The sequence below is a fragment of the Streptosporangium sp. NBC_01469 genome, assembly GCF_036227305.1.
Lineage (GTDB): Bacteria > Actinomycetota > Actinomycetes > Streptosporangiales > Streptosporangiaceae > Streptosporangium.
The window spans coordinates 9,369,005-9,391,924 of sequence record NZ_CP109465.1 but is presented as its reverse complement, the minus strand read 5'-3'; the positions used below and the strand labels follow the sequence as shown (position 1 = coordinate 9,391,924).

The window sequence follows — 22,920 nt, the reverse complement described above, 5'->3', positions numbered from 1 at the left end:
TTTTCTTCATTCCCGAGGATGCCCTGGCCAAGTGCCCGCGGCACAACATCTCGGTATGACCCCCCTCTGGTGCGACGTCACGACCGACGGTAGTCTCTCCTTCAGTCACTTGTGATCATCCTGGTACGAGGCCGTTGGGGAAGGCGCACCTCGTACGAAACGGGAGGTCCGGTGTCTGCTCGTGGCGTGCTTTACGTCCACTCAGCTCAGCCTGCGCTGTGCCCTCATATTGAATGGGCGGTCGCAGGTGTCCTTGGCGTGCCCGTAGATCTGACCTGGACTCCGCAGCCCGCCGCGCCCGGTCACGTGCGCGCGCAGGCCGAGTGGGAGGCCCGTGTCGGTACCGCGGCGGCCATCACCTCGTCGCTGATGGGCTGGCAGCGGATCCGCTTCGAGATCACCGAGGACGCCTCGCCGGGTGCCGACGGGACCAGGCACGCCTACACCCCCTCCCTCGGCGCCTTCACGGCCGTGGTCGGGGCCAACGGCGACATCCTGGTCCCGGAGGACCGGCTGCGCTCGGCCATGCTGATGGCCCGCCAGGGCCGCGTGGTGCTGGAGGAGGAGCTCGACCGCCTGCTGGGCAGGCAGTGGGACGCCGAGCTTGAGTCGTTCCGCTACGCGGGCGAGGGCGCTCCGGTCCGCTGGCTGCACGCCGCCGTCTGATCGGGCGTCTCCTGCGGGTCGCGTCCGCCCCCTCGTGCTGGAGGGCCGTCCCGGACACGGGTTTGGAACGTGCCCGGCGGCCGTTCCGCCCCGGGAGGTGACCCGCGGCGGTGTCCTCGCGGCCCGTCGAGCCCCTCGGCCCCCGCGCCTCTCGTACGGAGGCTCCCGCGGTGGTGATCGAGCTGACCCACCTGGCGACGCTCTACCACCCCGCGCCTCTCGTACGGAGGCTCCCGCGGGCTCCCGGGCCGTGACCGTCCGGCTCCGGGGGCGGCGTCACCGTGTGGAGGACTCCCTCCGCGGGGGAAGAGCGGAGGACTTCCCGGCGGTGAGGGCTCCCGGGCGGAGGGGATCGGCGGAGAGGCTCCCGAGCGGAGGTTCCCGAGGAGAGGTTCCCGAGGAGAGGTTCCCGAAGGGAGATTTCCGAAGGGGAGGTTCTCGGCGAGGGAAGGGCGGCGGGAAAGCGGGCGAGCCCCCGCCGGCGGGACCGGTGGGGGCTCGTCGGAAGTCGGGGTGTCAGAGGGGGATGTTGCCGTGGGCCCCCCTGGCGGGGGTCGCCTGGGCCAGGACCCTGGCGATGGCGCCCCTGGTCTCCTCGGGCTTGATGACCTCGTCGACCACGCCGAGCTCGATGGCCCGGTCGAGGCCGCCGGCGAGGATCTCGTGCTCCTCGGCGAGCCTGGTCTCCAGGGCGGCGCGCTCCTCCTCGGGGGCGGCGGCGAGCTCGCGGCGCTTGAGGACACGGACCGCGGCGACCGCGCCCATGACCGCGATCTGGGTCGTCGGCCAGCCGAACACCTTGGTCGCGCCCAGCGAGCGGGAGTTCATCGCGACGTAGGCGCCGCCGTAGGCCTTCCTGGTCACCAGGGTGATCCGCGGCACGGAGGCCTCGGCGAAGGCGTGCAGGAGCTTGGCGCCGCGGCGGACCACGCCGTCGTGCTCCTGCCCGACGCCCGGCAGGTAGCCGGGCACGTCCACCAGGACGACCAGCGGCACCCCGAAGGCATCGCACATCCGGACGAACCGTGCGGCCTTCTCCGCCGAGGCGGAGTCGAGGCAGCCGCCCAGGCGCATCGGGTTGTTGGCCACCACGCCCACGGTCCGGCCGCCGAGGCGGCCCAGGGTGGTGACGACGTTGGGTGCCCACTTGGCGTGCAGCTCCACGCCCGGCTCGTCGAGCAGGCCCGTGACGAGCGGCTTCACGTCGTAGGCGCGGCGCACGTTGTCGGGCAGCAGGCCGGAGAAGTCGACCTCCTCGACCTCGGCGCGCACCCGGCCCTGGTGGCCGAGGAGCACCGCCAGGCGGCGGGCCTGCACGTAGGCGTCCGTCTCGGTCTTGGTGATCACGTGCACGACGCCGCTGCGCTTGCTGTGCGGCTCGGGGCCGCCCAGGGCGGCCATGTCGATCTGCTCGCCGGTGACGCTGCGGACCACGTCGGGGCCGGTGACGAAGATGCGGCCCTCGTCGGCCAGGATCACGATGTCGGTCAGCGCCGGGCCGTACGCGGCACCGCCCGCGGCGGGGCCGACGACCACGGACAGCTGCGGGACCACGCCGGAGGCGCGGGTCATCGCGGCGAAGACGCGGCCGACCGCGTGCAGCGACTCCACGCCCTCGGCGAGGCGGGCGCCGCCGGAGTGCCAGACGCCGATGACGGGAATCCGCTCGCGGACCGCGACGTCGTAGGCGTGCACGATGTGCTCGCACCCCTCGCTGCCCATCGCACCGCCCTGGACGCGGGCGTCACTGACGAACGCGACGACCGGCACACCCTCCACGCGGCCCGTCGCGGCGAGGATGCCACTGCGGTCGACCGGCGAGATCAGCTGGATCGACCCCTCGTCGAGCAGAGCGGAGAGACGCGCCTGAGGGTCACGGGGATCAAGAGGCTCCTGATCGGAGTCCTCGCTCACCACCCCGTTGTCGAGCACAGTCATCACGAGCCCCTTGTCAGATGCTGGTGAAGGCCACGGCGACGTCGTGCCCGCCGAACCCGAAGGAGTTGTTGATCGCGGCGATCTGACCGCCGGGAAGGGCGCGGGGCTCGCCGCGCACGATGTCGACCTCGACACCGTCGTCGAGGTCGTCCACGTTGATCGTTCCGGGTGCGCGTCGTTCGTGCAGTGCGAGGACGGTGAAGACGGACTCGATGCCGCCGGCACCGCCGAGCAGGTGACCGGTCATCGACTTGGTGCCGCTGACCAGCGGGTGGTCGCCGATGACCTCCTTGATCGCCCTCGTCTCCACCACGTCGCCCGCGGGGGTGGAGGTGGCGTGCGCGTTCACGTGCTTGATGTCCTGGCCGGTGAGGCCGGCGTTCTCCAGGACGCGGCGCATGGCCAGCATGACCCCGGCGCCGCTCGGCTCGGGCTGGGCGATGTGGTGGGCGTCGGCCGAGTAGCCGACCCCGGCGGCCACCGCGTAGATCGTGGCGCCGCGCGCGAGGGCGTGCTCCTCGGACTCCAGCACGACGATGCCGGCGCCCTCGCCGAGGACGAAGCCGTCGCGGCCCTTGTCCCACGGCCTGGAGGCGCGCTGCGGCTCGTCGTTGCGGGTGGACATGGCGCGCATGGCCGCGAAGGACCCGATGTTCAGCGGGTGGATGGCCGCCTCGGTGCCGCCGGCCACGACCACGTCGGCCCGGCCGGAACGGATCATCTCGATGGCGTACCCGATCGACTCGGCGCCGGTGGCGCAGGCGCTCACCGTGGCGTGGACGCCGGCGCGCGCGCCGACCTCGATGCCGATCCAGCCCGCCGCGCCGTTCGGCATCAGCATGGGCACGGTGAACGGTGAGAGCCGCTGCCAGCCCCTCTCCTTGAAGGTGTCGTAGGCGGCGAGGATCGTGGTGATGCCCCCGATACCGCTGCCCACGACGACGCCGAGCCGCTCGGGGTCGACCTTGTCGATCGCGGCGTGTGCCCACGCCTCGCGAGCCGCGACCAGGGCGAACTGCTCGGCCCGGTCCAGCCGCCGCGACTCCGGCCGGGGCAGGACCTCGGTCGGGTCCACGGCGGAGAAGGCGGCGAACTTCACCGGGACGGAGTCCACCCAGTCGGCCGTGATGTTGCTGATCCCCGACTGACCGGCGAGGAGCGCCGACCAGGTCGAGGCGACGTCTCCACCGAGGGGCGTGGTCGCGCCGAGCCCGGTGACGACGACACGTACCTGGTCTGTACTCACTGCTGCGCTCCTTGTGAATCGCTGGTCAAACTGATCTGGGGAAAGAGCCGGGACGTCTCAGTTCTGGATGAAGTTGATGACGTCCTTGACGGTCTTGAGGTGCTTGAGCTGGTCGTCCGGGATCTCGACGCCGAACTCGTCCTGAGCGGCGACGGCGATCTCGACCATGGACAGCGAGTCGATGTCGAGGTCGTCGACGAAGCTCTTCTCCGGGGTGACCTCGGTGGCCGGGATCCCGGTGATCTCGTTGATGATCTTGCCGACGCCGGCGAGGATCTCCTGCTCGGTCAGAGCCATGTCGCGTGTTCTCCTTGGAATCGTGGTTCTTCTGGTATCCCGTGCGGCGGGGCCGCGCGGAAGCTTTAGGGGATCTCGACGATCTGGCCCGCGTAGGTCAGGCCCGCGCCGAAGCCCAGCAGCAGGGCGAGCCCGCCCGACTGGACCTCGCCGCGCTCGATCATCCGGGACAGGGCCAGCGGGATCGAGGCGGCGGAGGTGTTGCCCGCCAGGACGATGTCCTTGGCGATGACGGCGTTGTCCGCGCCGAGCTTGCGGGCGATCGCCTCGATGATGCGAAGGTTGGCCTGGTGGGGTACGAAGGCCGCGAGGTCGGCCGGGTCCACCCCGGCACGCTCGCAGATCTCCTTGGCGACGGGGTGAAGCGCGGTGGTCGCCCAGCGGAACACGGTCTGGCCCTCCTGGTGCAGGAAGGAGTCGCGGTCCTTGATGATGATCGCGTCGAACTTGTCGCCGGCGCTGCCCCACACCACGGGACCGATGCCCGGGGTGTCGGAGGGGCCGACGACCGCGGCGCCCGCGCCGTCGGCGAAGATCACCGCGGTGGCCCGGTCGGTCCAGTCGATCCACTGGGAGAGCTTCTCGGTGCCGACGACGAGCACGTTGGTCGCCGAGCCGGCGCGAATCGCGTCGTTGGCGAGCGCGAGCGCGTAGCAGAAGCCCGAGCAGGCGGTGTTGACGTCGAACGCCCCGGGGGCGTCGATGCCCAGCCGGGTGGCCACCCGGCCGGCGGCGTTGGGGATCTGCGTCTCCAGCGTGCAGGTGGCGACGATCACCAGGTCGATGTCGGAGACCGCCAGGCCGCTCGCGGCGAGGGCCTTGCCGCCCGCCTGCACGGCCAGGTCGATCTCGGACTCGTTGTCCGGGGCGATCCGGCGCTCCTTGATGCCGACGCGGCTCTGGATCCACTCGTCGTTGGTCTCCATGGTCGCCGACAGGTCGTCGTTGGTGACCACGTTGGAAGGCTGGTAGTGGCCGAAGGCCAGGATCCTCGCGCCGGGCGCGCCCTGTGAGATCTTCATTCGTCGATCACCGCTCCTCAGGTGACTCAAGGGCGGCTCGCGCGGCCTCCAGGTCGTCGGGGGTCTTCAGGGCGACGGTCGTCACCCCGCGCAGAGCACGCTTGGCCAGGCCGGTGAGCGTGCCGCCGGGGACAAGTTCGATCATCGTGGTGACGCCGCGCTCGGCCATCGTGGCCATGCAGGCGTCCCAGCGCACCGGGTTGGCGACCTGGGTGACCAGGCGCTCCATGAACTCGGCGCCGCTCGTGACCGCCGAGCCGTCGCTGTTGGACAGCAGCGTGACGACGGGGTCGGCCGGGGTGATACCCGCGGTGGCCTCGCGCAGGCGGCTGGCCGCGGGGGCCATGTGCGCGGTGTGGAACGCGCCGGCGACCGACAGCGCGATCACCCGGGCCCGCGCGGGCGGCTCGGCCTTGAAGGCCGCCAGCTGCTCCAGCGTGCCGCCGACCACGATCTGCCCGGCGCCGTTGATGTTGGCGGGGGTGAGCCCCTTGTCGGCGATGGCCGCGAGGACCTCCTCCTCGACGCCGCCGAGGACGGCCGACATGCCGGTCTCGGTGATCGTCGCGGCCTTGGCCATCGCCTGGCCGCGCTCGCGGACGAGGCCGACGGCCTGCTCGGGGGTGATCACCCCGGCCAGCGCGGCGGCGGTGAACTCGCCCACGCTGTGCCCGGCGACGAGGTCGGGGGAGGCCCCGAGCACCTCGGCGACGGCCAGCCCGGCGGCTACGAGGAGTGGTTGCGCGACGGCGGTGTCACGGATCTCGTCCGCGTCGGCGGTGGTCCCGTAGGCGATCAAATCGAGGCCGGCCAGCTCCGACCAAGCGGTCAGCCGATCGGCCACGCCCGGTAGTTCGAGCCATGGACTGAGAAAGCCTGGAGTCTGGGCACCCTGGCCCGGAGCGACGATGACGAGCACAAAATCCAGCCTGCCCTGTAGAGGTTCAATACATGGATGGAGATCCAGACGAAGTTTGTCCCCACTTCTTTGTAGGGAACCTACAGTGGGAGTTTCGTGGAGATTAAGTAAAGGGCTTTAGGTCACCGGCGTTTCGGACAGACGCCCGAGAATCAGCCCCACCTGGAGGGTGAAGGCGGATCGTCCCTCGGTCGGCTGATAGCCGGTCAACTCTGTGATTTTACGCAGACGGTAGCGCACCGTGTTCGGATGGACGAACAGCAGGCGGGCCGTCGCCTCCAGGGACGTGCCCTGTTCCAGGTAGGTCGCGAGGGTGTCGAGAAGCGGCGTGCCGATCAGCGGCAGATAGACGTTCTCGATCAGCTGTGCCCTGGCGTCGCCGTCGCCGTCGATGGCCCGTTCGGCGAGCAGGTCCTCGGCGTGGACAGGCCTGGGCGCGTCCGGCCACCCCGCGGCGGCCCGCAGCCCGGCCATCGCCGCCCGCGCCGAGCTGGCGGCCGAGTGCAGGTCGGCCACCTCGGGCCCGATCACGATCGGACCGGCGCCGAAACGCGGCACCACGTGCCTGGCCGCCGCGGCGACGCTGTCCGCCCCGCCCACGATCACGATCAGCCGGTCGCCCTGCACCCCGGCCAGCATGTCCAGGCCCGACCTGCGGCCCCGGTCGCGCAGCGCGTCGATGACCGCCTGAGGGTCGTCGTCCGGGGTCTGCCCGGCCAGCACCACGACGGGGGCGGAGGTCCAGCCGAGCGCGGCGGCCCACGAGTGCAGGCCGTCGTCGACCTCGCCCCTGACCAGGGCGTCCACGATCAGCGCCTCCAGCCGCGCGTCCCACGCCCCGCGAGCCTCGGCCTCCCGTGCGTACACCTGCGCGGCGGCGAACGCGACGTCGCGGGTGTAGCGGAGCATCGCCTGCTGGAGCTGGTCCTCCCCGCCGGGCGCGGCCAGCTCCCCGGTCTGCGCCTCGACCACCTCGACCACGACCCGCACGATGTCGACGGTCTGCTGCAGCGAGATGGACCGCTTCAGCTCCCTGGGCGCGGTGCCGAAGAACTCGATGCTGGGCGTCGGGCGGCCCTCGCCGGCGTGCTGGAACCACTCCACGAACGCGGCGATCCCGGCCTGGGCGACGAGCCCGACCCAGGACCTGTCCTCGGCCGACAGGGCGCGGAACCACATCAGCCGGTCGTCCATGCGGGACATGGCGGCCGTGCCCAGTGTGCCCATGGCCCGCTCCAGCCGGCGCGTGGTGTCCTCCCGGACCCGGTCGGAGTCGGGATCCCTCCCGTCCTTCCCGGTCACGACGTCGCTGTGCCTGAACACTCGCTCGCTCCGCTCCCTCACGCCACTAAGAGTGCCAGGTCGCACGAGATGCGCCAGCCGCGGTTCCGGACAGCGTGCGCCTCCCGATCCTGTACGTCCCGCACGACCGGGTCCCGCGCGTCCGGCCGCGTCCCCGTCCCGCGCGTCCGTATCCCATGTTTCCACCGGGACGCGGACGCGCGGGACGGGGGCGCGCCGGGCGCGGCCGTACGCGGGTTCAGACGACCGCGACGGCGGTGATCAGCCCGATGGCCAGGTGGGTGACCGCGAGCAGCCGGGCGCCCGGCTGGAGCTCCGCCTCCGTGACCAGCTCGCGCACCGAGATGCCCGCCACCCTGTCGAACGCGATCATCGCCACGGTCTGCACGGCGATGCCGACCAGGCCGAAGACCAGCGTCGCGAGCAGGCCCTCGTGCAGGGCGCCGCCGGAGGACCAGATGGAGGCCGCCACGATCAGCCCGACGGCCGCCAGCCCGGAGCCGGTGAGCAGGGTGGCGTTGGGGTTGCGCTCCTCCTTGATGAGCCTGCTGAGTTTGCCGGGGATGACCAGGTCGATCACGTAGAAGCCGATGATGAGCAGGATCACGCCGAGCGCGGCGTACGAGGCGATCGCGAGCGCGCCGCGCCCGAGGGTCTCGATGAGCGAGAGCGTCTCGGCGCCGGGCATGACGGGCACGGGCGTGGTCGGCACGGGGGTGGGACTCATGTGTTGTTTCTCTTTCCGGGACTCAGAGTTCGATGCGGTGCGGGACGAATGACGACGTGTCGTCGGTGATGAACCCCGAGGTCTCGCGGATGCCGACACCCGCCGCCTCGTCGTGGACGACCCAGGCGCCGAGCACCGGACGCCAGCCCTCGAAGAGGGGCAGCGCCTGGAACTCCTGGTAGACGTATCCCTCGGCGCCGTAGCCGCCGAGGGTCTCGACGTGCTCGCCGGGGCTGACGATCCGCATGTTGGCGCCCTCGCGGCCGAGCAGCGGCTTGACGATGTACGAGGACAGGTCGCGGGGACCGTCGAGATAGGCGGGCAGCAGGTTCGGGTGCCCCGGATACAGCTCCCAGAGCACCGCGAGCAGCGCCTTGTTGGACAGCAGCATCTTCCACAGCGGCTCGATCCAGGTCGTCGAGACCTGCTGGCGCACCGCCCGCGTCCCGAACGGGTCGGCGACGGCCCACTCCCACGGGTACAACTTGCAGAGCGAGCGGATCACCCTGCGCTCCATGTCGACGAAGCGGAGGTTGAGGTCGTCCCAGCCGATGTCCTCCATGGCCACCGCGACGGTCTTGAGCCCGGCCTGGTCGGCGGTCTCCTGCAGGTAGGCGAGGGTCATCACCTCCTCGCCTGACTCGTCCATGTTGGTCCAGGCGAAGTGCGTGGGCCCGGTGGGCAGGCCGGTCGAGATCTGCTGCCACCTGGCGATGAGCCGCTCGTGGATGGAGTTCCACTGGTCGTCGTCCGGGTAGCGGTCGCGCAGCCAGAACCACTGCACCACCGAGCTCTCCAGGAGGCTGGTGGGGGTGTCGGCGTTGTACTCCAGCATCTTGGCGGGGCCGGTCCCGTCGTAGCGCAGGTCGAAACGGCCGAACAGGTGCGGGTCGTTCCGCTCCCAGGACGCGGCGATCTCCGGGGCCACCCACTGCGGGATCGCGAAGTCGGCGTAGCGGCCCTTGGTGACGACGTGCTCCACGGCGTGCAGGCACATCCGGTGCAGTTCCTCGACCTGGTTCTCCAGGTCGAGGACCTCGTCCATGGAGAAGACGTACTGGACGGTCTCGTCCCAGTACGGGCGGTCGAGGCCCTCGGGGTGGGCCGAACGGTGGTAGGCCAGGCCGTGGCCCTCGATGACGCTCTCCCAGTCGTCGCGGGGGAGCGAGGTCTCGCGTCTCATCTCCTGCTCACCTGTTGCTCATCGGCTTGCTCATCGGCGCCGGATCAGCTCCCGCCGCCCGATCCGCCGCGCCCGCCGAAGCCGCCCCGTTGGATCACCGTGCCCTTACGGCTGGTGATCTGGACGTCCGAGGGGCGCACGGTGGTGCCCTGCCGGATGTGGGTGCCGGACCTGACGCCGCCGTAGTACCAGCCGTAGGCGCCTCGTGCCCCGTAGTAGTGCTGGTCGTCGTCGCAGAAGTCCTCGTCCACGACCGCGTAGGTGCCGTCCGGCAGGCGGCTGTTGAGGTCGACGCACTCGGCGCCCACCTCCTCGTAGTCCTCCTGCGCGGAGCAGTAGCCGACCAGGAGCAGCGACACGACACCGATCCCGGTGATGGTGATCGCCCTGGAGGCCTTGAAACCCGAGGACTTGGGTGGCGTTTTGCCGGAGGGGTTCTGCGGTGAGGCCAGTGGGTGTTGTGGTCGTGCGGCCATCGAGCTCCAATGAGATGCGTCGCCACAGGGTATCGATGCGGTTTTGTCTGTTCAACCGGTCATCCAGATCTTCGGGGGAATCGCCGGTGCCGCGCGGGGTGGCGGGACGAGCCGCACCGGCCCGCCCCGACGCCGGGTTCACAGCCGTACGGTGACCACCAGCCCCCCGCCGGGACGGGGGCGGGCCTCGGCGGAGCCGCGGTGGGCCTGGGCGATCGCGCGGACGATGGACAGGCCGAGACCGGCGCCCCCGGCCGAGCCGGTGCGGTCGCGGTCGAGACGGCGGAACGGCTCGAAGAGATCCTCGACCCGGCCCGAGGGGACGACAGGGCCGGTGTTCTCCACGGTGACGACGCTTCCCCATCGGTCCCTGTGGGTGCGCAGGACGACCAGGGCGCGCTCGTCGTTGTACTTCACGGCGTTGTCCAGCAGGTTGCCGATCATCCGTTCCAGCAGCACCGGGTCACCCTCCACCGGGGCCGGGCGCAGGTCGGCGGTGGTCTCGGGGGCCGAGGTCATGGCGCTCTCCGCGAGCTCGGCGAGGTCCACGGGCAGGCGTTCCGCGGGCTCGCGCTCGCTCTGCGCCAGCAGGAGCAGCCCTTCGATCAGCCGCTCCTGGCGGGCGTTGGCGTTCAGCAGCTCGGCGCCGACCGTCCTGACCTGCCTGGGCAGGCCGGGGTCGGTCATGGAGACCTGGAGCAGCGCCCGGTTGATCGCCAGGGGGGTGCGCAGCTCGTGGGAGGCGTTGGCGACGAACCTGCGCTGGCTGTCGAAGGCGCGGCTGAGGCGTTCCAGCATGGAGTCGAAGGTGTCGGCCAGGTCCCGGATCTCGTCGCGGGGACCTCCCAGGGCGATCCGCTCGTGCAGGGTGCTCTCCGACAGGCGGCGGGCCGCCTCGGTCATCGTCTGCAGCGGGGCCATCGCCCGGCGGGCCACGATCCAGCCGATCGCCAGCCCGGCCACCCCGACGACGGCGACCGCCAGCAGGGACCACTGGAGCATCGACCCCATCACGTCCTCGCGGTACTGGGCCCGCACGTCGCTGATGGCCCGCAGGAAGACCGTGTCCTTGGGCAGCGACACCACGGACGGCTGCGCCGTTCTCAGACCCGCCACCGCCTCGGGGAGCTTCTGGACGACCGCCTTCGAGGGCCGGGAGAGCACGTCCTGCACGAACAGGTAGTTGACCCCGACGAGCACGACCCCCACCCCGAAGAACAGGCTGCCGTAGACCAGGGTCAGGCGCAGCCGCACCGAGATGCGCCGCGAGGTCAAAGCCGGTATCCCGACCCGGTCACCGTCTCCACCACCGGCGGGGTGCCGAGCTTCTTGCGCAGGGTCATCACGGTGACCCTGACCGAGTTGGTGAAGTAGCTGATGTTCTCGTCCCATGCCTTCTCCAGCAGGTCCTCGGCGCTGACCAGGCCGCCGTCGGCGCGCATCAGGATCTCCAGCACCGCGAACTCCTTGGGGCTCAGCGCCACGTACCGGCCGTCGCGGAAGACCTCGCGGCGGCCGGGGTCCAGGGTGATGCCCGCCCTGCTCAGCACCGGCGGCACCGACTGGGGGGACCGGCGGGCCAGCGCGCGCAGCCGGGCGACCAGCTCGGGGAAGTCGAAGGGCTTGGTGAGGTAGTCGTCGGCGCCGATCGACAGGCCCTCGACCTTCGAGCGCAGGTCACCGGCGGCGGTCAGCATGATGATCCTGGCGGGGATCCGGCCGGCGACCAGGCGGCGGCAGACCTCGTCCCCGTGCAGCACCGGCAGGTCCCGGTCCAGCACGATCACGTCGTAGTCGTTGACCGCCGCCCGCTCCAGCGCCGCGTCGCCGTCGTAGACGACGTCCACGGCCATGGTCTCCCGCCGCAGGCCGGTCGCCACGATGTCGGCGAGCACCCGCTCGTCCTCCGCAATGAGCACTCGCATGGGCGTCATCCTGCTTTCCCGCGGCTAAACAACGGATAAAGGACCCCGGCCCACGCACCGGCCCGTGCATCGGCCCGCCCCGGCTGCTCCTTCTCCGCCGTGTCTCCCCGGCCGTGTCTCCCCGGCCGTGTCTCCCCGGCCGTGTCTCCCCGGCCGTGTCTCCCCGGCCGTGTCTCCCCGGCCGTGTCTCCCCGGCCGTGCCTGCCCGGTCGGCGGCCCCTTTCCCCCGGCCCCGAGGCGCGGACGCGGGGCACGGGGGAGGGGGTGCGGCGCTCAGGCGGTGCCGAGGGCGAGGGTCGGCGACATGCGGGCCGCGCGCATCGCGGGGTAGATCCCCGCGACGGTCCCGACCAGGAGAGCCGCCCCGGCACCGCCGGCCAGGGCCCAGGGGGGAACCACCGCGGGCAGGTCGCCCACGGCCGCGTACCCGATCGTCACCAGCGTCCCCAGCATCGTCCCCGCGGCGCCGCCCGCGCCGGACAGCAGCAGCGACTCGGCCAGGAACTGGGCGCGCACCTGGCCCCTGGTGGCACCGAGCGAGCGCCGCAGGCCGATCTCCCCTCGGCGCTCCAGTACCGAGATGACCATGGTGTTGGCCACGCCCACCCCGCCGACCAGCAGAGCCACCCCGCCGAGGCCGAGCAGCAGGCCGGTGAACGCCCCGTCGGCCGCAGCTTTGGCCACGAGCGCGTCGGACGGCCGGCTGACCTCCACCTCCTCGGGGTTCTCCGGGTTGACGGTCCTGGGCAGCACCTCCCGTACGTCGCCGACGGCCTCGTCGGCCGAGCGGGTGTAGAGCGTGGTCGGGTGGCCGTCGAAGCCGAGGTGGGTACGGGCGGCCTCGAAGCCGGTCAGCACGGACCGGTCGATCTCCGGGGCGAGCGGCGAGGGAGCCAGGACGCCGACGACCGTCCACCACTGCCCGCCGATCCAGACCTGCTCGCCCACGTTCCCCACGCCCAGCCGCCGCGCCGCCACCGCTCCGAGCACCACCGCCCGCTGCGCGCCCGTCGCCCGGTTGAGCCAGACGCCGCGCTCGACCCGGGTCTGGAGCGTGGTCGGCAGGTCCGGCGAGGCCGCCCGGACGGCGAGGCCGCCGGTGCGCTCCCGGGGGATCGCGTCGGTCCGCCGTACGCTCCCGCCGGTGTCTCCCGTGGCGCTCGCGCTGGTCACGGGGCCGATCCCGGCGGCCATCGCGACCGACCTCTCGGGCAGCGCGGCCGCGGCGCCGAAGAGGGTCCGGCCGGGGGTGACGATGAGCAGGTTCGTACCGAGCCGGTCAAGCTCGTCGAGGAGCCTGGCCCTGCTGGAGGAGGAGATCCCGACGACCGAGACCATGGTGGCGACGCCGAGCGCGATGCCCAGCGCCGACAGCACCACCCGCCCCGGCCTGGTCCGCAGCCCGGACGCCCCCACCCGCAGCAGGTCCGCCCAGGTGAGCCGTCCGGGCACCAGGTCACGCCCGGTCCCGGAGCTCATGCCGTGCCCCCTTCACGGCTCACGCCGGCGGACCGCTCGTCGGCGACGATCACGCCGTCGCGCAGCCTGACGCGGCGCGGGGCCGCGGCGGCCACCTCCTCGTCGTGGGTGATGATCGCCACGGTGGTGCCGGAGGCGTTGAGCTCGCGCAGGATCGCGAGTACGCCCCGGCCCGAGGAGCTGTCGAGGTTTCCCGTCGGCTCGTCGGCCAGCAGCAGCGACGGTCCTCCGGCCACGGCCCTGGCCACCGCGACCCGCTGGCACTCGCCGCCGGACAGCTCGTGCGGCCGGTGGGCCAGCCGGTGCCCGAGGCCGACGCGCCCGAGCGCGTCGGCGGCCCGTTCCCGCCGTTCCCGGCGCGGGGTGCCGCCGTACAGCATCCCGTCGGCGACGTTGTCGAGCGCGCTCACCCCGGCGGCCAGGTGGAACCGCTGGAAGACGAATCCGATGTGCCGGGCGCGCAGCGCGGACAGTTCCCTGTCGGGGAGCGTCCCGGCGTCGTGCCCGGCGATGCGGACGGTTCCCGCCGAGGGGCGGTCGAGAGTGCCGATCAGATGGAGCATGGTCGACTTCCCCGACCCCGAGGGGCCGACGATCGCGACGAGCTCGCCCGCGTCCACGCGCAGGTCCACGCCCCGCAGGGCGCGGACCCCGCCCGGGTGGCTCTTCTCCGCCCCCGACAGCTCGATCACCGGGTGTCGCCCGGCCCGTACGGCGGGCACCTGTTCCGCGCGGAGGAACGGTCGTTCGAGGTTCCGGCTCACGATCGCGGGACCTCGACCTTCGTGCCCTCGGCGAGCCCGGCTCCCGAGACCTCGACGCGGCCCGCCGCGAACAGGCCGGTCTCGACCCGGACGGTCCGGCCGCCCGCCAGCCGCAGGCCGTACCCGCCCTCGCGCAGGGCGAGCAGGGCCTCGACCGGCACCGAGAGCGCGTCCGCGCGCCGCTCGCTGCGGAGGTTTACCATCACGGGGGCCTGGTCGAGGCGGCCGAGGTCGCCGGGGTCGTCCAGGGTGACGTCGAGGTCGATCGTGGACTCGCCGGTCGGCTGCCCGTTCTCCCGCACGGGCTCGGCGACCGTGCCGACCGAGGTGATCCGGCCCCTGCCCCGGCCGCCGCCCGGCAGGTTCACCGTCGCCGGGGCGCCGATCCTGGCGAGCCGCTGGTCGTCGGAGTCGAGGTCGACGTGGACGACCCTGCGGGTGCTCGTCGTGGTCACCACGGACCGTCCGGCCGTGGTCCCGGCCTCGGCGGCCACCCCGGCGATCCTGACCGGACCCGAGGCGACCGCGACCTGCGCCGCGCCGACCGTGCCGGTCTCGGCCAGGCCCGCCTCCTCCTGCCACTCCCGTACGGCCTGTTCGGTCCGCCAGGAGAAGTCGCGGTCGACCGTTCCGGGGTCGTGGCCGAGGGCTTTGAGGTTGCGCTCCAGCTGTTCGACGTCCTTGCCGCCCGTTCCGGAGGACAGAGTGCGATATATCGGTATGTCGCCGTACATGAGGATCACCGGTCGGCCGTCCACCCGGTAGAGCCAGCCGCCCCGGCGCACGACGGCGCCCGTCTTCCTCACCCGGGTCACCGTTCCGGGAGCGTGGTTGGGCAACTCCCTGCGGCCCGCGTAGCCGAGCGTGCCGTCCACCGCCTTGGTGTCCACCAGATCCGAGCGGGTGATCTCGGCCAGTGGCGCCGGGGCCGCCGAGGCGGCCGCCGGGACGTCGTCCTGGCCGGTCAGCGCGACCACCGTCACGCCCCCCGCGCCGAGCAGGACCGCCGCGGCCGTCCCGGCGAGGACCCCGCCCCGCCTCACGGCCGCTTCCCGAGGCCGCCGGGCAGGTGCTCCTGACAGGACTCGATGGCCTTCTTCGTCCGCGGTGACTCCGGGTCCATCCCCTCCCCGCCGATGCGGACCGCGCCCCCGGAGAAGTCGGGGTCCTTCATGTCGACCCCGTTCTCCCGCATGCACCGGGCGAACCTCAGGAGGGCGTCCTGGGTCTTCGGGTCGTTCAGCATTTTCTTTCCCGAGCCGACCGGATTGTATTTCCGGCAGGTCTCGGACGCCTTTTTAAGGGTATCGTCGTCGGTTTTTCCGCGCAGCATCACGTTGTTACCGCCCGGCTCGGGATCGGGCATGTCGACCCCGTTCTCCCGCATGCACCGGGCGAACCTCAGGAGGGCGTCCTGGGTCTTCGGGTCGTTCAGCATTTTCTTTCCCGAGCCGACCGGATTGTATTTCCGGCAGGTCTCGGACGCCTTTTTAAGGGTATCGTCGTCGGTTTTTCCGCGCAGCATCACGTTGTTACCGCCCGGCTCGGGATCGGGCATGTCGACCCCGTTCTCCCGCATGCACTGGGCGAATTTCAGCCCGTCGGCCTGCGACGACGCTGAGGGGGTGGCCGAGGCGGCCGGTTCTCCGGCGGAGGCGACCTTCGCGCCCCCGGTCTGCCCGCACCCGGCCAGCGCCACCAAGGAGATGGCCGCCACCGCTGTCACATATTTGTTCATCGCCATTCCCTTCGCATGGGAACAGGTATAGCGGAGACCCTGTTAAACACCCCTTAAGCGAATTCGCTTAACTCACCTTTAGGTCCGCCGCCCTTCCGGGTGTGTAATGTTCTGGCAAAGCACAGTGAACGAGGGGTCCCTCAGGCTCACCTCCGAGCGGTACGGCGTCGCGCTCAGGCCAGGAGACCCGGTGGCCTGCCGGAAGATCAACGAAGTGATCACGTCGATGTACGCGGACGGCACCATGAAACGCCTGCTCAAGAACCACTTGGGCAGGGTCGGCTTCCGCTTCGAGACCGCGAGGCCTCGCCTGGAGACCTGCTGAGCCCCCACCGCGTCACGAGCCGGTGCAGATGATTCCCCTGTCCGGGACCTTCCCGTCGATCAGGTAGGCGTCGGTCAGCTTCTTGACGCACGAGTTGCCGGACAGGTAGGCGCCGTGCCCCTCGCCCTTGTAGGTCACCAGCACGCCCGTCCTGAGCTCCCCCGCCAGCTTCGGAGCCCACTCGTAGGGCGTGGCGGGGTCGCCGGTGCCGCCGATCACCAGGATCGGCGCCGAGCCCGTGGCGTTGATCTGCTTGGCCGCGTCGCTGCCGGGAACCGGCCACATCGAGCAGATCAGGCCCATCCCCGCGCCGCCGAACAGCGGGGAGGCCTTCAGCGTCTCGTTCTCCAGCGCGGTCAGCTGCTCGGGGGTGGGCCGCTCCGCGGTGTCCACGCAGCTGATCGCGGGGAAGCTGCTCATGAGCGTCGTGAAGCTCCCGTCGGGCTGGCGGCCGTTGTAGCTGTCGGCCAGCGCCAGCAGGATCCGCCCGTCGCCCTTCATCGCCTGGCCCAGCGCCTGGTCCAGCAGCGGCCAGGTCATCTTCGAGTACAGCGCGGCGGCGATGCCGATGCCCGCCAGCCCCTGCGTCAGGAGGCGCCCGCCGACCTTGAGCGGCTTGTCGTTCAGCTCGTCCATGAGCTTCATGACGTTCTTGTTGGCGATCGTCGCGTCGCTGCCGATCTCGCACTCGCGGGGCTGCTTCGCGCAGTCCTTCAGGAAGGCCTCGTAGGCGTGCTGGAACCCCTTCGTCTGGACCATCGTGCGCGTCGCCATGGAGACGCCCGGGTCCAGCGGGGCGTCCAGCACGAACCGGCCCACGTTCCGCGGGAACCTGGTCGCGTAGACCGCGCCGAGCTGCGTCCCGTAGGAGATGCCGAAGTAGTCCAGTTGCTTCTCGCCCAGGGCCGCGCGGAGGCGGTCCATGTCCGCGGCGGCGTTCACGGTGCCGACGTAGGGCAGAAACTTGCCCGAGCTCTGCCCGCAGGCCGTCACGAACTCCTTGGTGATCTCCCGGCTCCTGGCGCGCTCGGTCTCGTTGGCGGGCAGGGTGTCCATCGAGGTGAACCTGTCCATCACCGCGTTGTCGCCGCACCTGACACCGTCGCTGCGGCCGACCCCTCGCGGGTCGAAGCTGACCAGGTCGAAGCGGCTGTTCAGGGTGGCGAAGGCCTTGGCGGCCTGGGCCATGGTGTCGACGCCCGAGGCGCCGGGGCCGCCGAAGTTGAAGACCAGCGAGCCGATCCGCCTGCCGGGGTTCGTGGCCTTGACGCGGATGACGGCCATCTCGATGGACTCGCCGTCCGGTTTGGCGTAGTCGAGCGGGACCCTGAGCTTCCCGCACTGCTGTGCGGGGTTCGGTTTCGCGGGGGCCTCGCCGCCGGGCCGCTTGATGTCGGTGCACGGGCCCCAGGCGATCGCCTCCCCGGGGGTGGCGGTCGAGGTGAGGGTCGGCTGGGAGGTACCCGAGACGACCTCGCCTCCGACAAGACCGCCTCCGGGGGAACCGCCCCCGCCGGGGCCACCACCGCAGGCGGAGAGCACGGTCGACAGGGCCGTGACCGTCGCGGCCGCCCTAAGGATTCTTGCCATGGAACGCTCTCCCCCTGGATTCGGTAGCCGGGGGGAGCGATTAACACTAACCGGGCGGGCCCTCCATGAAAAGGAGAACCCGCCCGGGGACGATCAAACTCCCATGGACTGGGTGTCGTTGCTCTCGGCGCCCGCGGCCTCGGTCACGCCGTTCTTCAGGTGGTACATGGAGATGGCGTCGCCCAGCACCTCCTGGTCGAGCTCGCCCCGGTTGACCAGCTGGGTGAGCACGGCCAGGGTGATCGAGGCCGCGTCCACGTGGAAGTGGCGGCGCAGCGCCGACCGGGTGTCCGACAGGCCGAAGCCGTCGGTGCCGAGCGAGCTCCAGTCACCGGGAACCCACTGGGCGATCTGGTCCTGGACCGCCCGCATGTAGTCGCTCACGCCCACGAACGGCCCCTGGGCCGCCGACAGCGCCTGCGTGACGTACGGCACGCGCTTCTCGGAGTCGGGGTTGAGCATGTTGTGCTCCTCGACGGCGAGCGCGTCGCGGCGCAGCTCCGCCCAGGAGGTGGCCGACCAGACCTCGGCCGCCACACCCCAGTCCTCGGCCAGCATCCGCTGGGCCTCCACGGCCCACGGCCCGGCCACGCCGGACGCGAGGATGTTGGCCTTCGGCCCGGACACGGCCGGAGCCGGGGCGAACCTGTACAGACCCTTGAGCAGGCCCGTCACGTCCAGGTCCGAGGGCTCGGCGGGCTGGAGATAGGGCTCGTTGTAGACGGTCAGGTAGTAGAAGATGTTCTCCGGCTGCTCGCCGTACATCCTCCGCAGGCCGTCCTTGACGATGTGGGCCACCTCGAACCCCCACGACGGGTCGTACGAGACCGCCGCCGGGTTCGTCGAGGCGATCAGCGGGGTGTGACCGTCCTCGTGCTGCAGGCCCTCGCCGTTCAGCGTGGTGCGGCCGGCGGTGGCGCCGAGCAGGAAGCCCCGGCCCATCTGGTCGGCGAGCTGCCACATCTGGTCGGCGGTGCGCTGCCAGCCGAACATCGAGTAGAAGATGTAGATCGGGATCATGTGCTCGCCGTGCGTGGCGTACGACGAGCCGACCGCGATCGTGGAGGCCATCGACCCCGACTCGCTGATGCCCTCGTGCAGGATCTGACCCTCGGTCGACTCCTTGTACGACAGCAGCAGCTCGCGGTCGACCGCCTCGTACGTCTGGCCGTGCGGCGAGTAGATCTTCGCCGTCGGGAAGATCGCGTCGAGACCGAAGGTGCGCGCCTCGTCCGGGATGATCGGCACGAACCTGTGACCGATCTCCTTGTCGCGCATGAGGTCCTTGAGCAGGCGGACGAACGCCATGGTGGTGGCGACGTTCTGCTTGCCGGAGCCCTTCTTCAGCTGCGCGTAGGCGGCGTCGCCGGGAAGCGTGACCGGTTTGGCACGCATCACGCGCTTGGGCAGGAAACCGCCCAGAGCCGCGCGCCGCTCCTTCATGTACTGGATCTCGGGGTCGTTCTCGCCCGGGTGGAAGTACGGGGGAAGGTCGCCCTCGAGGGCGGAGTCGGGGATCGGCAGGTAGAGCCGGTCGCGGAACTCCTTCAGGTCGGCCTTGGACATCTTCTTCATCTGGTGCGTCGCGTTGCGCGCCTCGAAGTCCTTGCCGAGGGTCCAGCCCTTGATGGTCTGGGCGAGGATCACCGTCGGCTGGCCGACGTGCTCGCGGGCCGCCTTGTAGGCCGCGTACACCTTGCGGTAGTCGTGGCCGCCGCGCGACAGCTTGCGGATGTCCTCGTCCGACAGGTGCTCGACCATCTTGCGCAGGCGCGGGTCGTCACCGAAGAAGTTCTCGCGGATGTATCCGCCGGTCTCGACGGAGTAGGTCTGGAACTGGCCGTCGGGGACGGTGTTCATCTTGTTGACCAGCACGCCGTCGACGTCGGCCGCGAGCAGCGGGTCCCAGTCGCGGCCCCAGACGACCTTGATGACGTTCCAGCCGGCGCCCCTGAAGTAGGACTCCAGCTCCTGGATGATCTTGCCGTTGCCGCGTACCGGGCCGTCGAGACGCTGCAGGTTGCAGTTGATGACGAAGGTGAGGTTGTCGAGCTCCTCGCGGGCGGCCAGGCCGATCGCGCCGAGCGACTCGGGCTCGTCCATCTCGCCGTCGCCGAGGTAGCACCAGACATGGCTCCGGCTGGTGTCCTTGATCTTCCGGTTAAGCAGGTAGCGGTTGAACCGGGCCTGGTAGATCGCCCCGATCGGGCCGAGACCCATGGAGACCGTGGGGAACTCCCAGAAGTCGGGCATCAGGCGCGGGTGGGGGTAGGAGGGCAGGCCCTTGAACCCGTGCGAGAGCTCCTGGCGGAAGGCGTCGAGCTGGGCCTCGTTGAGACGGCCCTCCAGGAAGGCGCGGGCGTAGATGCCCGGTGCGGCGTGGCCCTGGAAGAAGACCTGGTCTCCGGACTCGCCGTGGTCCTTGCCGCGGAAGAAGTGGTTGAAGCCCACCTCGTAGAGCGACGCGGCGGAGGCGTAGGTGGCGATGTGCCCACCGACGTTGGTGCGGGCGTTGGCCCGGGTCACCATCACGGCCGCGTTCCAGCGCGTGTAGGCGCGGATCCGGCGCTCGACGTACTCGTCGCCGGGGAACCAGGGCTCGCGCTCCGGCGGGATGGTGTTGATGTAGTCGGTGCTGCGCAGGCCGGGCACCCCGACCTGGTGTTCGCGGGCGCGCTCCAACAGCCGGAGCATCAGATAACGGGCCCGAGTGCGACCTTCCGTCTTTATGACGTTGTCGAGCGACTCGAGCCACTCCTGGGTTTCGCTGGGGTCGACATCAGGAAGCTGGCTTGGTAGGCCGTCGCTGATGATCGAGAAACGCTGGCGTCCGGAAGCCACTGGGTCTCGCCTTCCGAGGATGGACTTTTGTCTGGTGTAGGTCGTCTTCCATCCTGGTCGCTTACCCCGGAAAGTGCATCTCTACTTACCGGTAACCAGGAGATCCCTGCTGGCAGTGATACGAAAGTGGCCTAGACCACCGATGGTAGGACGAATCGCCACCAAAGGTTACATCGAGGTTCCCTCTTTTTTACAGACTCCCTCCCTGGGAATCTGAGACCCGCCGTCTCATCTGCCTTCGGAGACCCCTCAAGGACCTTCGGAGGTCCCCAGAGGGGGTCTTCGGGTCCCTTTGAGAGGGTCTTCGGAGATCGTCCCCCGAGTGCCCTCCCGTCTCCACCCGACGTGCCCGGGTGGCGCGATCGGGACCCTCACCGTATACAACGCATGATCCTCCCCGAAGGTGCCCTTCGGGGCGTCCCGCGTACCGTTTTTCGCCCTGTTTCCTGCTGCTTTCCCGCCATCTTTCGCACCGTTCCTCCTGCCGAGTCCCCTGCCGCGCCCTCTGCAGGCCCTCCATCGGGTCTTCATCGGGTCTTCGCGGGGTCGGATACGCCGGACGCGGAGGACGGATCGCCCGCCCGGCCACCGGGTCCGCCACCCGATGGCCGCGCACCGGCAGGACGCCCGGTTCGTGAGGCGGAACGGTGATCCGGGCCGACGTGGCCCGGTTCGGACAGAAAGGGTCTCACGGAAGGCGGCCGGTTCGGACGGAACGGGTCTCACGGGAGGCGGCCGGTTCGGACGGCGCGGATCTCACGGGAGGCGGCCCGGTTCTGACGGAACGGGGCTCATGGAAGATCGGCCGGAGCGGGGGCCTCCGAGGCTTCCTCGCGCTTCCCCGTGTGGGAAACAAGGCGTCCGGCCCGTGGTGCTCCGTGCCGAACTGGTAACGATTCGCACGCCAACCGTGAGCGGTACCGTGACCGGCGCCGGGACCGGAGGGCTACGAACGGTCCCCGGGCCGCACGCGATCACGGCGAGGCTCCCGCCCGGACGAGCCCCCGCCGGTTGAGTCCGGTCGGGCTTGTCATCATGAGGTGGAAAATTTGCGAATCGGTGGCATCGGCCCGCCGGGAAAGGGAGATCTCGGCCAAGGCCGCGCCGAGCCCCTTCGCGTCGTGGCCGCCCTGTTTCCGTGCCCGGCCCACCGATCCGGCCCGGTGAACGCCGGGACGAGGAGGACGGTCTCCACGATCATCGCGGCCCCGGCGGGAGCCGGCGCGTACGAGGCCGCCGTCCGGCCCCGCGGCCCGGACGCGCGTCACATCCGGCCGGCGTGTCCGAAGCCCCGCCCCGGCTTCTCCCGGCGGGGAACGGTCCAGGGGAGGACATTCCGGGAGCCGGACACGTCGATCTTGGCCCCGTACCGGGGGAAGATCGGGCGGCGGCGAGGACCGCCCGTCGTCTCCGCGACCGGGTGCGGTCGTCATCGCAGCTCACGATGGATCGTAGGATCGGTATGTGAGATCTCAGACGATCGAGGTGGTAACGGGTTCCCGGGAACGGGTGCACGACATCACCTCCGAGTGCGAGAGCTTCGTCCGGTCATGTGGGGGCGACGGCCTGTTGAACGTCTTCGTGCCCCACGCGACCGCGGGGGTCGCGCTGCTGGAGCTGGGCTCAGGCAGCGACGACGATCTGCTCGCGGCCTTGGAGGGTCTGCTTCCGGCCGACGACAGATGGAGGCATGCGCACGGATCACGAGGGCATGGACGGTCGCATGTCATGCCCGCCCTCATTCCGCCGTACGCCACCGTCCCGGTTCTCTCGGGACGGCTCGCGCTGGGAACCTGGCAATCCATCGCCGTGGTGGATCTCAACGTCGACAATCTGGAACGCCAGGTCCGTTTGTCATTTTTGTCGGACTAATTCATACGTAGCCCAGTCGTTGCCGTGGCGACCGTTGACGACTGAGGGTCACAGCGTGTGGACTGTGCCGAAGCACTCTGAGCACCGTGTGATTGCGGGGCCATTCAAGCAGGAGGGACAAACGTGAGCGCGACCGCGGGTCAGGCGCAGGGCGAACGCGGCCTGGCCGAACGACTCGGCCTCAAGCCGGGTCAGGTGGTGCAGGAGGTCGGATGGGACGAGGACACCGACGACGATCTGCGCGACTCCATCGAGGAGCTGACCGGTAACGAGCTGGTCGATGAAGACTTCGAGGACGTCGTCGACGTCGTGCTGCTCTGGTGGCGTGATGGTGACGGCGATCTGTTCGACGCCCTGAGCAGCGTGGTGACCAACCTCACCGACGGCGGCCAGATCTGGCTGCTCACTCCCAAAGCCGGCCGGGACGGGCACGTGGAGCCGAGCGACATCGGGGAAGACGCCACCACTGCGGGTCTCTCGCAGACCAGCAGCATCAGTGCCGCTCCCGACTGGTCGGGGACGCGTCTGGCGACGCCCAAGGCGCGCCGCTAAGGGTCCGCCCTGCCGTACGGCTCGCGCGGGCCGTACGGCAGGATGATGACGCCTGCCG

At 70.6% G+C, this 22,920-nt stretch carries 22 protein-coding genes; 5 read left to right on the top strand and 17 right to left on the bottom strand.

Features of this window, described 5'->3' with window-relative positions:
- Positions 1–171 precede the first annotated feature (171 nt).
- Both OG587_RS40945 and OG587_RS40940 read left to right on the top strand, forming a co-directional pair.
- Positions 172–666, top strand: a complete 495-nt coding sequence (locus OG587_RS40945; RefSeq protein WP_329084221.1) for a DUF3145 domain-containing protein — start codon at positions 172–174, stop codon at positions 664–666.
- Between the two features lie 110 nt (positions 667–776).
- Positions 777–920, top strand: coding sequence for a hypothetical protein (locus OG587_RS40940; RefSeq protein WP_329084220.1), 144 nt, complete (start codon positions 777–779; stop codon positions 918–920).
- 262 nt (positions 921–1,182) lie between these two features.
- Here the strand turns inward: OG587_RS40940 and OG587_RS40935 are convergent, their stop codons facing one another.
- The 15 genes from OG587_RS40935 to OG587_RS40865 all read right to left on the bottom strand — a co-directional run bounded on the left by OG587_RS40935 (position 1,183) and on the right by OG587_RS40865 (position 15,682).
- Entirely contained in the window at positions 1,183–2,604 is a 1,422-nt protein-coding gene (locus tag OG587_RS40935) for an acyl-CoA carboxylase subunit beta (RefSeq protein ID WP_329084219.1), read from the bottom strand.
- A 13-nt stretch (positions 2,605–2,617) separates the two neighbouring features.
- Positions 2,618–3,850 carry a beta-ketoacyl-ACP synthase II gene (gene fabF, locus OG587_RS40930; protein ID WP_329084218.1) on the bottom strand — a complete coding sequence of 411 codons (1,233 nt, stop codon included), beginning with the start codon at positions 3,848–3,850 and terminating at the stop codon, positions 2,618–2,620.
- 57 nt (positions 3,851–3,907) lie between these two features.
- Complete coding sequence (locus tag OG587_RS40925; RefSeq protein WP_329084217.1) at positions 3,908–4,147, bottom strand: acyl carrier protein; 240 nt, start codon at positions 4,145–4,147, stop codon at positions 3,908–3,910.
- Positions 4,148–4,212: 65 nt separating this feature from the next.
- Entirely contained in the window at positions 4,213–5,169 is a 957-nt protein-coding gene (locus tag OG587_RS40920; protein ID WP_329084216.1) for a beta-ketoacyl-ACP synthase III, read from the bottom strand.
- Positions 5,170–5,176: 7 nt separating this feature from the next.
- Complete coding sequence (locus OG587_RS40915) at positions 5,177–6,088, bottom strand: ACP S-malonyltransferase (protein WP_329084215.1); 912 nt, start codon at positions 6,086–6,088, stop codon at positions 5,177–5,179.
- 117 nt (positions 6,089–6,205) lie between these two features.
- Positions 6,206–7,315, bottom strand: a complete 1,110-nt coding sequence (locus OG587_RS40910) for a PucR family transcriptional regulator (RefSeq protein WP_329094158.1) — start codon at positions 7,313–7,315, stop codon at positions 6,206–6,208.
- A gap of 313 nt (positions 7,316–7,628) precedes the next feature.
- Complete coding sequence (locus OG587_RS40905) at positions 7,629–8,117, bottom strand: DUF350 domain-containing protein (protein ID WP_329084214.1); 489 nt, start codon at positions 8,115–8,117, stop codon at positions 7,629–7,631.
- A 22-nt stretch (positions 8,118–8,139) separates the two neighbouring features.
- Entirely contained in the window at positions 8,140–9,300 is a 1,161-nt protein-coding gene (locus OG587_RS40900; protein ID WP_329084213.1) for a glutathionylspermidine synthase family protein, read from the bottom strand.
- Positions 9,301–9,344: 44 nt separating this feature from the next.
- Positions 9,345–9,776, bottom strand: a complete 432-nt coding sequence (locus OG587_RS40895; protein WP_329084212.1) for a hypothetical protein — start codon at positions 9,774–9,776, stop codon at positions 9,345–9,347.
- Between the two features lie 138 nt (positions 9,777–9,914).
- Positions 9,915–11,051, bottom strand: a complete 1,137-nt coding sequence (locus OG587_RS40890) for a sensor histidine kinase (RefSeq protein ID WP_329084211.1) — start codon at positions 11,049–11,051, stop codon at positions 9,915–9,917.
- A complete protein-coding gene (locus tag OG587_RS40885) occupies positions 11,048–11,701 on the bottom strand; it encodes a response regulator transcription factor (protein WP_329084210.1) in 654 nt (217 codons plus the stop codon). The genes OG587_RS40890 and OG587_RS40885 overlap by 4 nt, the downstream gene beginning before the upstream one ends.
- Before the next feature lie 273 nt (positions 11,702–11,974).
- Positions 11,975–13,180, bottom strand: coding sequence for an ABC transporter permease (locus OG587_RS40880; protein WP_329084209.1), 1,206 nt, complete (start codon positions 13,178–13,180; stop codon positions 11,975–11,977).
- Positions 13,177–13,872, bottom strand: a complete 696-nt coding sequence (locus OG587_RS40875) for an ABC transporter ATP-binding protein (protein ID WP_329094156.1) — start codon at positions 13,870–13,872, stop codon at positions 13,177–13,179. Before OG587_RS40875 ends, OG587_RS40880 begins: the two co-directional genes overlap by 4 nt.
- Positions 13,873–13,940: 68 nt before the next feature.
- Positions 13,941–14,987: a peptidoglycan-binding domain-containing protein gene (locus OG587_RS40870; protein WP_329084208.1), complete on the bottom strand. Its 1,047-nt coding sequence runs from the start codon at positions 14,985–14,987 to the stop codon at positions 13,941–13,943.
- On the bottom strand, positions 14,984–15,682 hold the full coding sequence (locus OG587_RS40865) for a hypothetical protein (protein ID WP_329084207.1): 699 nt from the start codon (positions 15,680–15,682) through the stop codon (positions 14,984–14,986). Before OG587_RS40865 ends, OG587_RS40870 begins: the two co-directional genes overlap by 4 nt.
- 124 nt (positions 15,683–15,806) lie before the next feature.
- On the opposite strand from OG587_RS40865, the gene OG587_RS40860 reads away from it, so the two are divergent.
- Entirely contained in the window at positions 15,807–16,007 is a 201-nt protein-coding gene (locus OG587_RS40860; RefSeq protein WP_329084206.1) for a transporter substrate-binding domain-containing protein, read from the top strand.
- A gap of 12 nt (positions 16,008–16,019) precedes the next feature.
- Here the strand turns inward: OG587_RS40860 and OG587_RS40855 are convergent, their stop codons facing one another.
- Positions 16,020–17,597 carry an alpha/beta hydrolase gene (locus OG587_RS40855; RefSeq protein ID WP_329084205.1) on the bottom strand — a complete coding sequence of 526 codons (1,578 nt, stop codon included), beginning with the start codon at positions 17,595–17,597 and terminating at the stop codon, positions 16,020–16,022.
- Positions 17,598–17,690: 93 nt separating this feature from the next.
- Positions 17,691–20,438, bottom strand: coding sequence for a pyruvate dehydrogenase (acetyl-transferring), homodimeric type (gene aceE, locus OG587_RS40850; RefSeq protein ID WP_443075338.1), 2,748 nt, complete (start codon positions 20,436–20,438; stop codon positions 17,691–17,693).
- A gap of 1,464 nt (positions 20,439–21,902) precedes the next feature.
- Between aceE and OG587_RS40845 the strand changes: the two genes are divergently transcribed.
- Together OG587_RS40845 and OG587_RS40840 are read left to right on the top strand one after the other, a co-directional pair.
- Positions 21,903–22,310 carry a secondary thiamine-phosphate synthase enzyme YjbQ gene (locus OG587_RS40845; RefSeq protein ID WP_329084204.1) on the top strand — a complete coding sequence of 136 codons (408 nt, stop codon included), beginning with the start codon at positions 21,903–21,905 and terminating at the stop codon, positions 22,308–22,310.
- A gap of 123 nt (positions 22,311–22,433) precedes the next feature.
- Positions 22,434–22,862 (top strand): DUF3052 domain-containing protein, encoded by a 429-nt coding sequence (locus OG587_RS40840; RefSeq protein ID WP_329084203.1) that lies wholly within the window; start codon positions 22,434–22,436, stop codon positions 22,860–22,862.
- Positions 22,863–22,920: the final 58 nt, after the last annotated feature.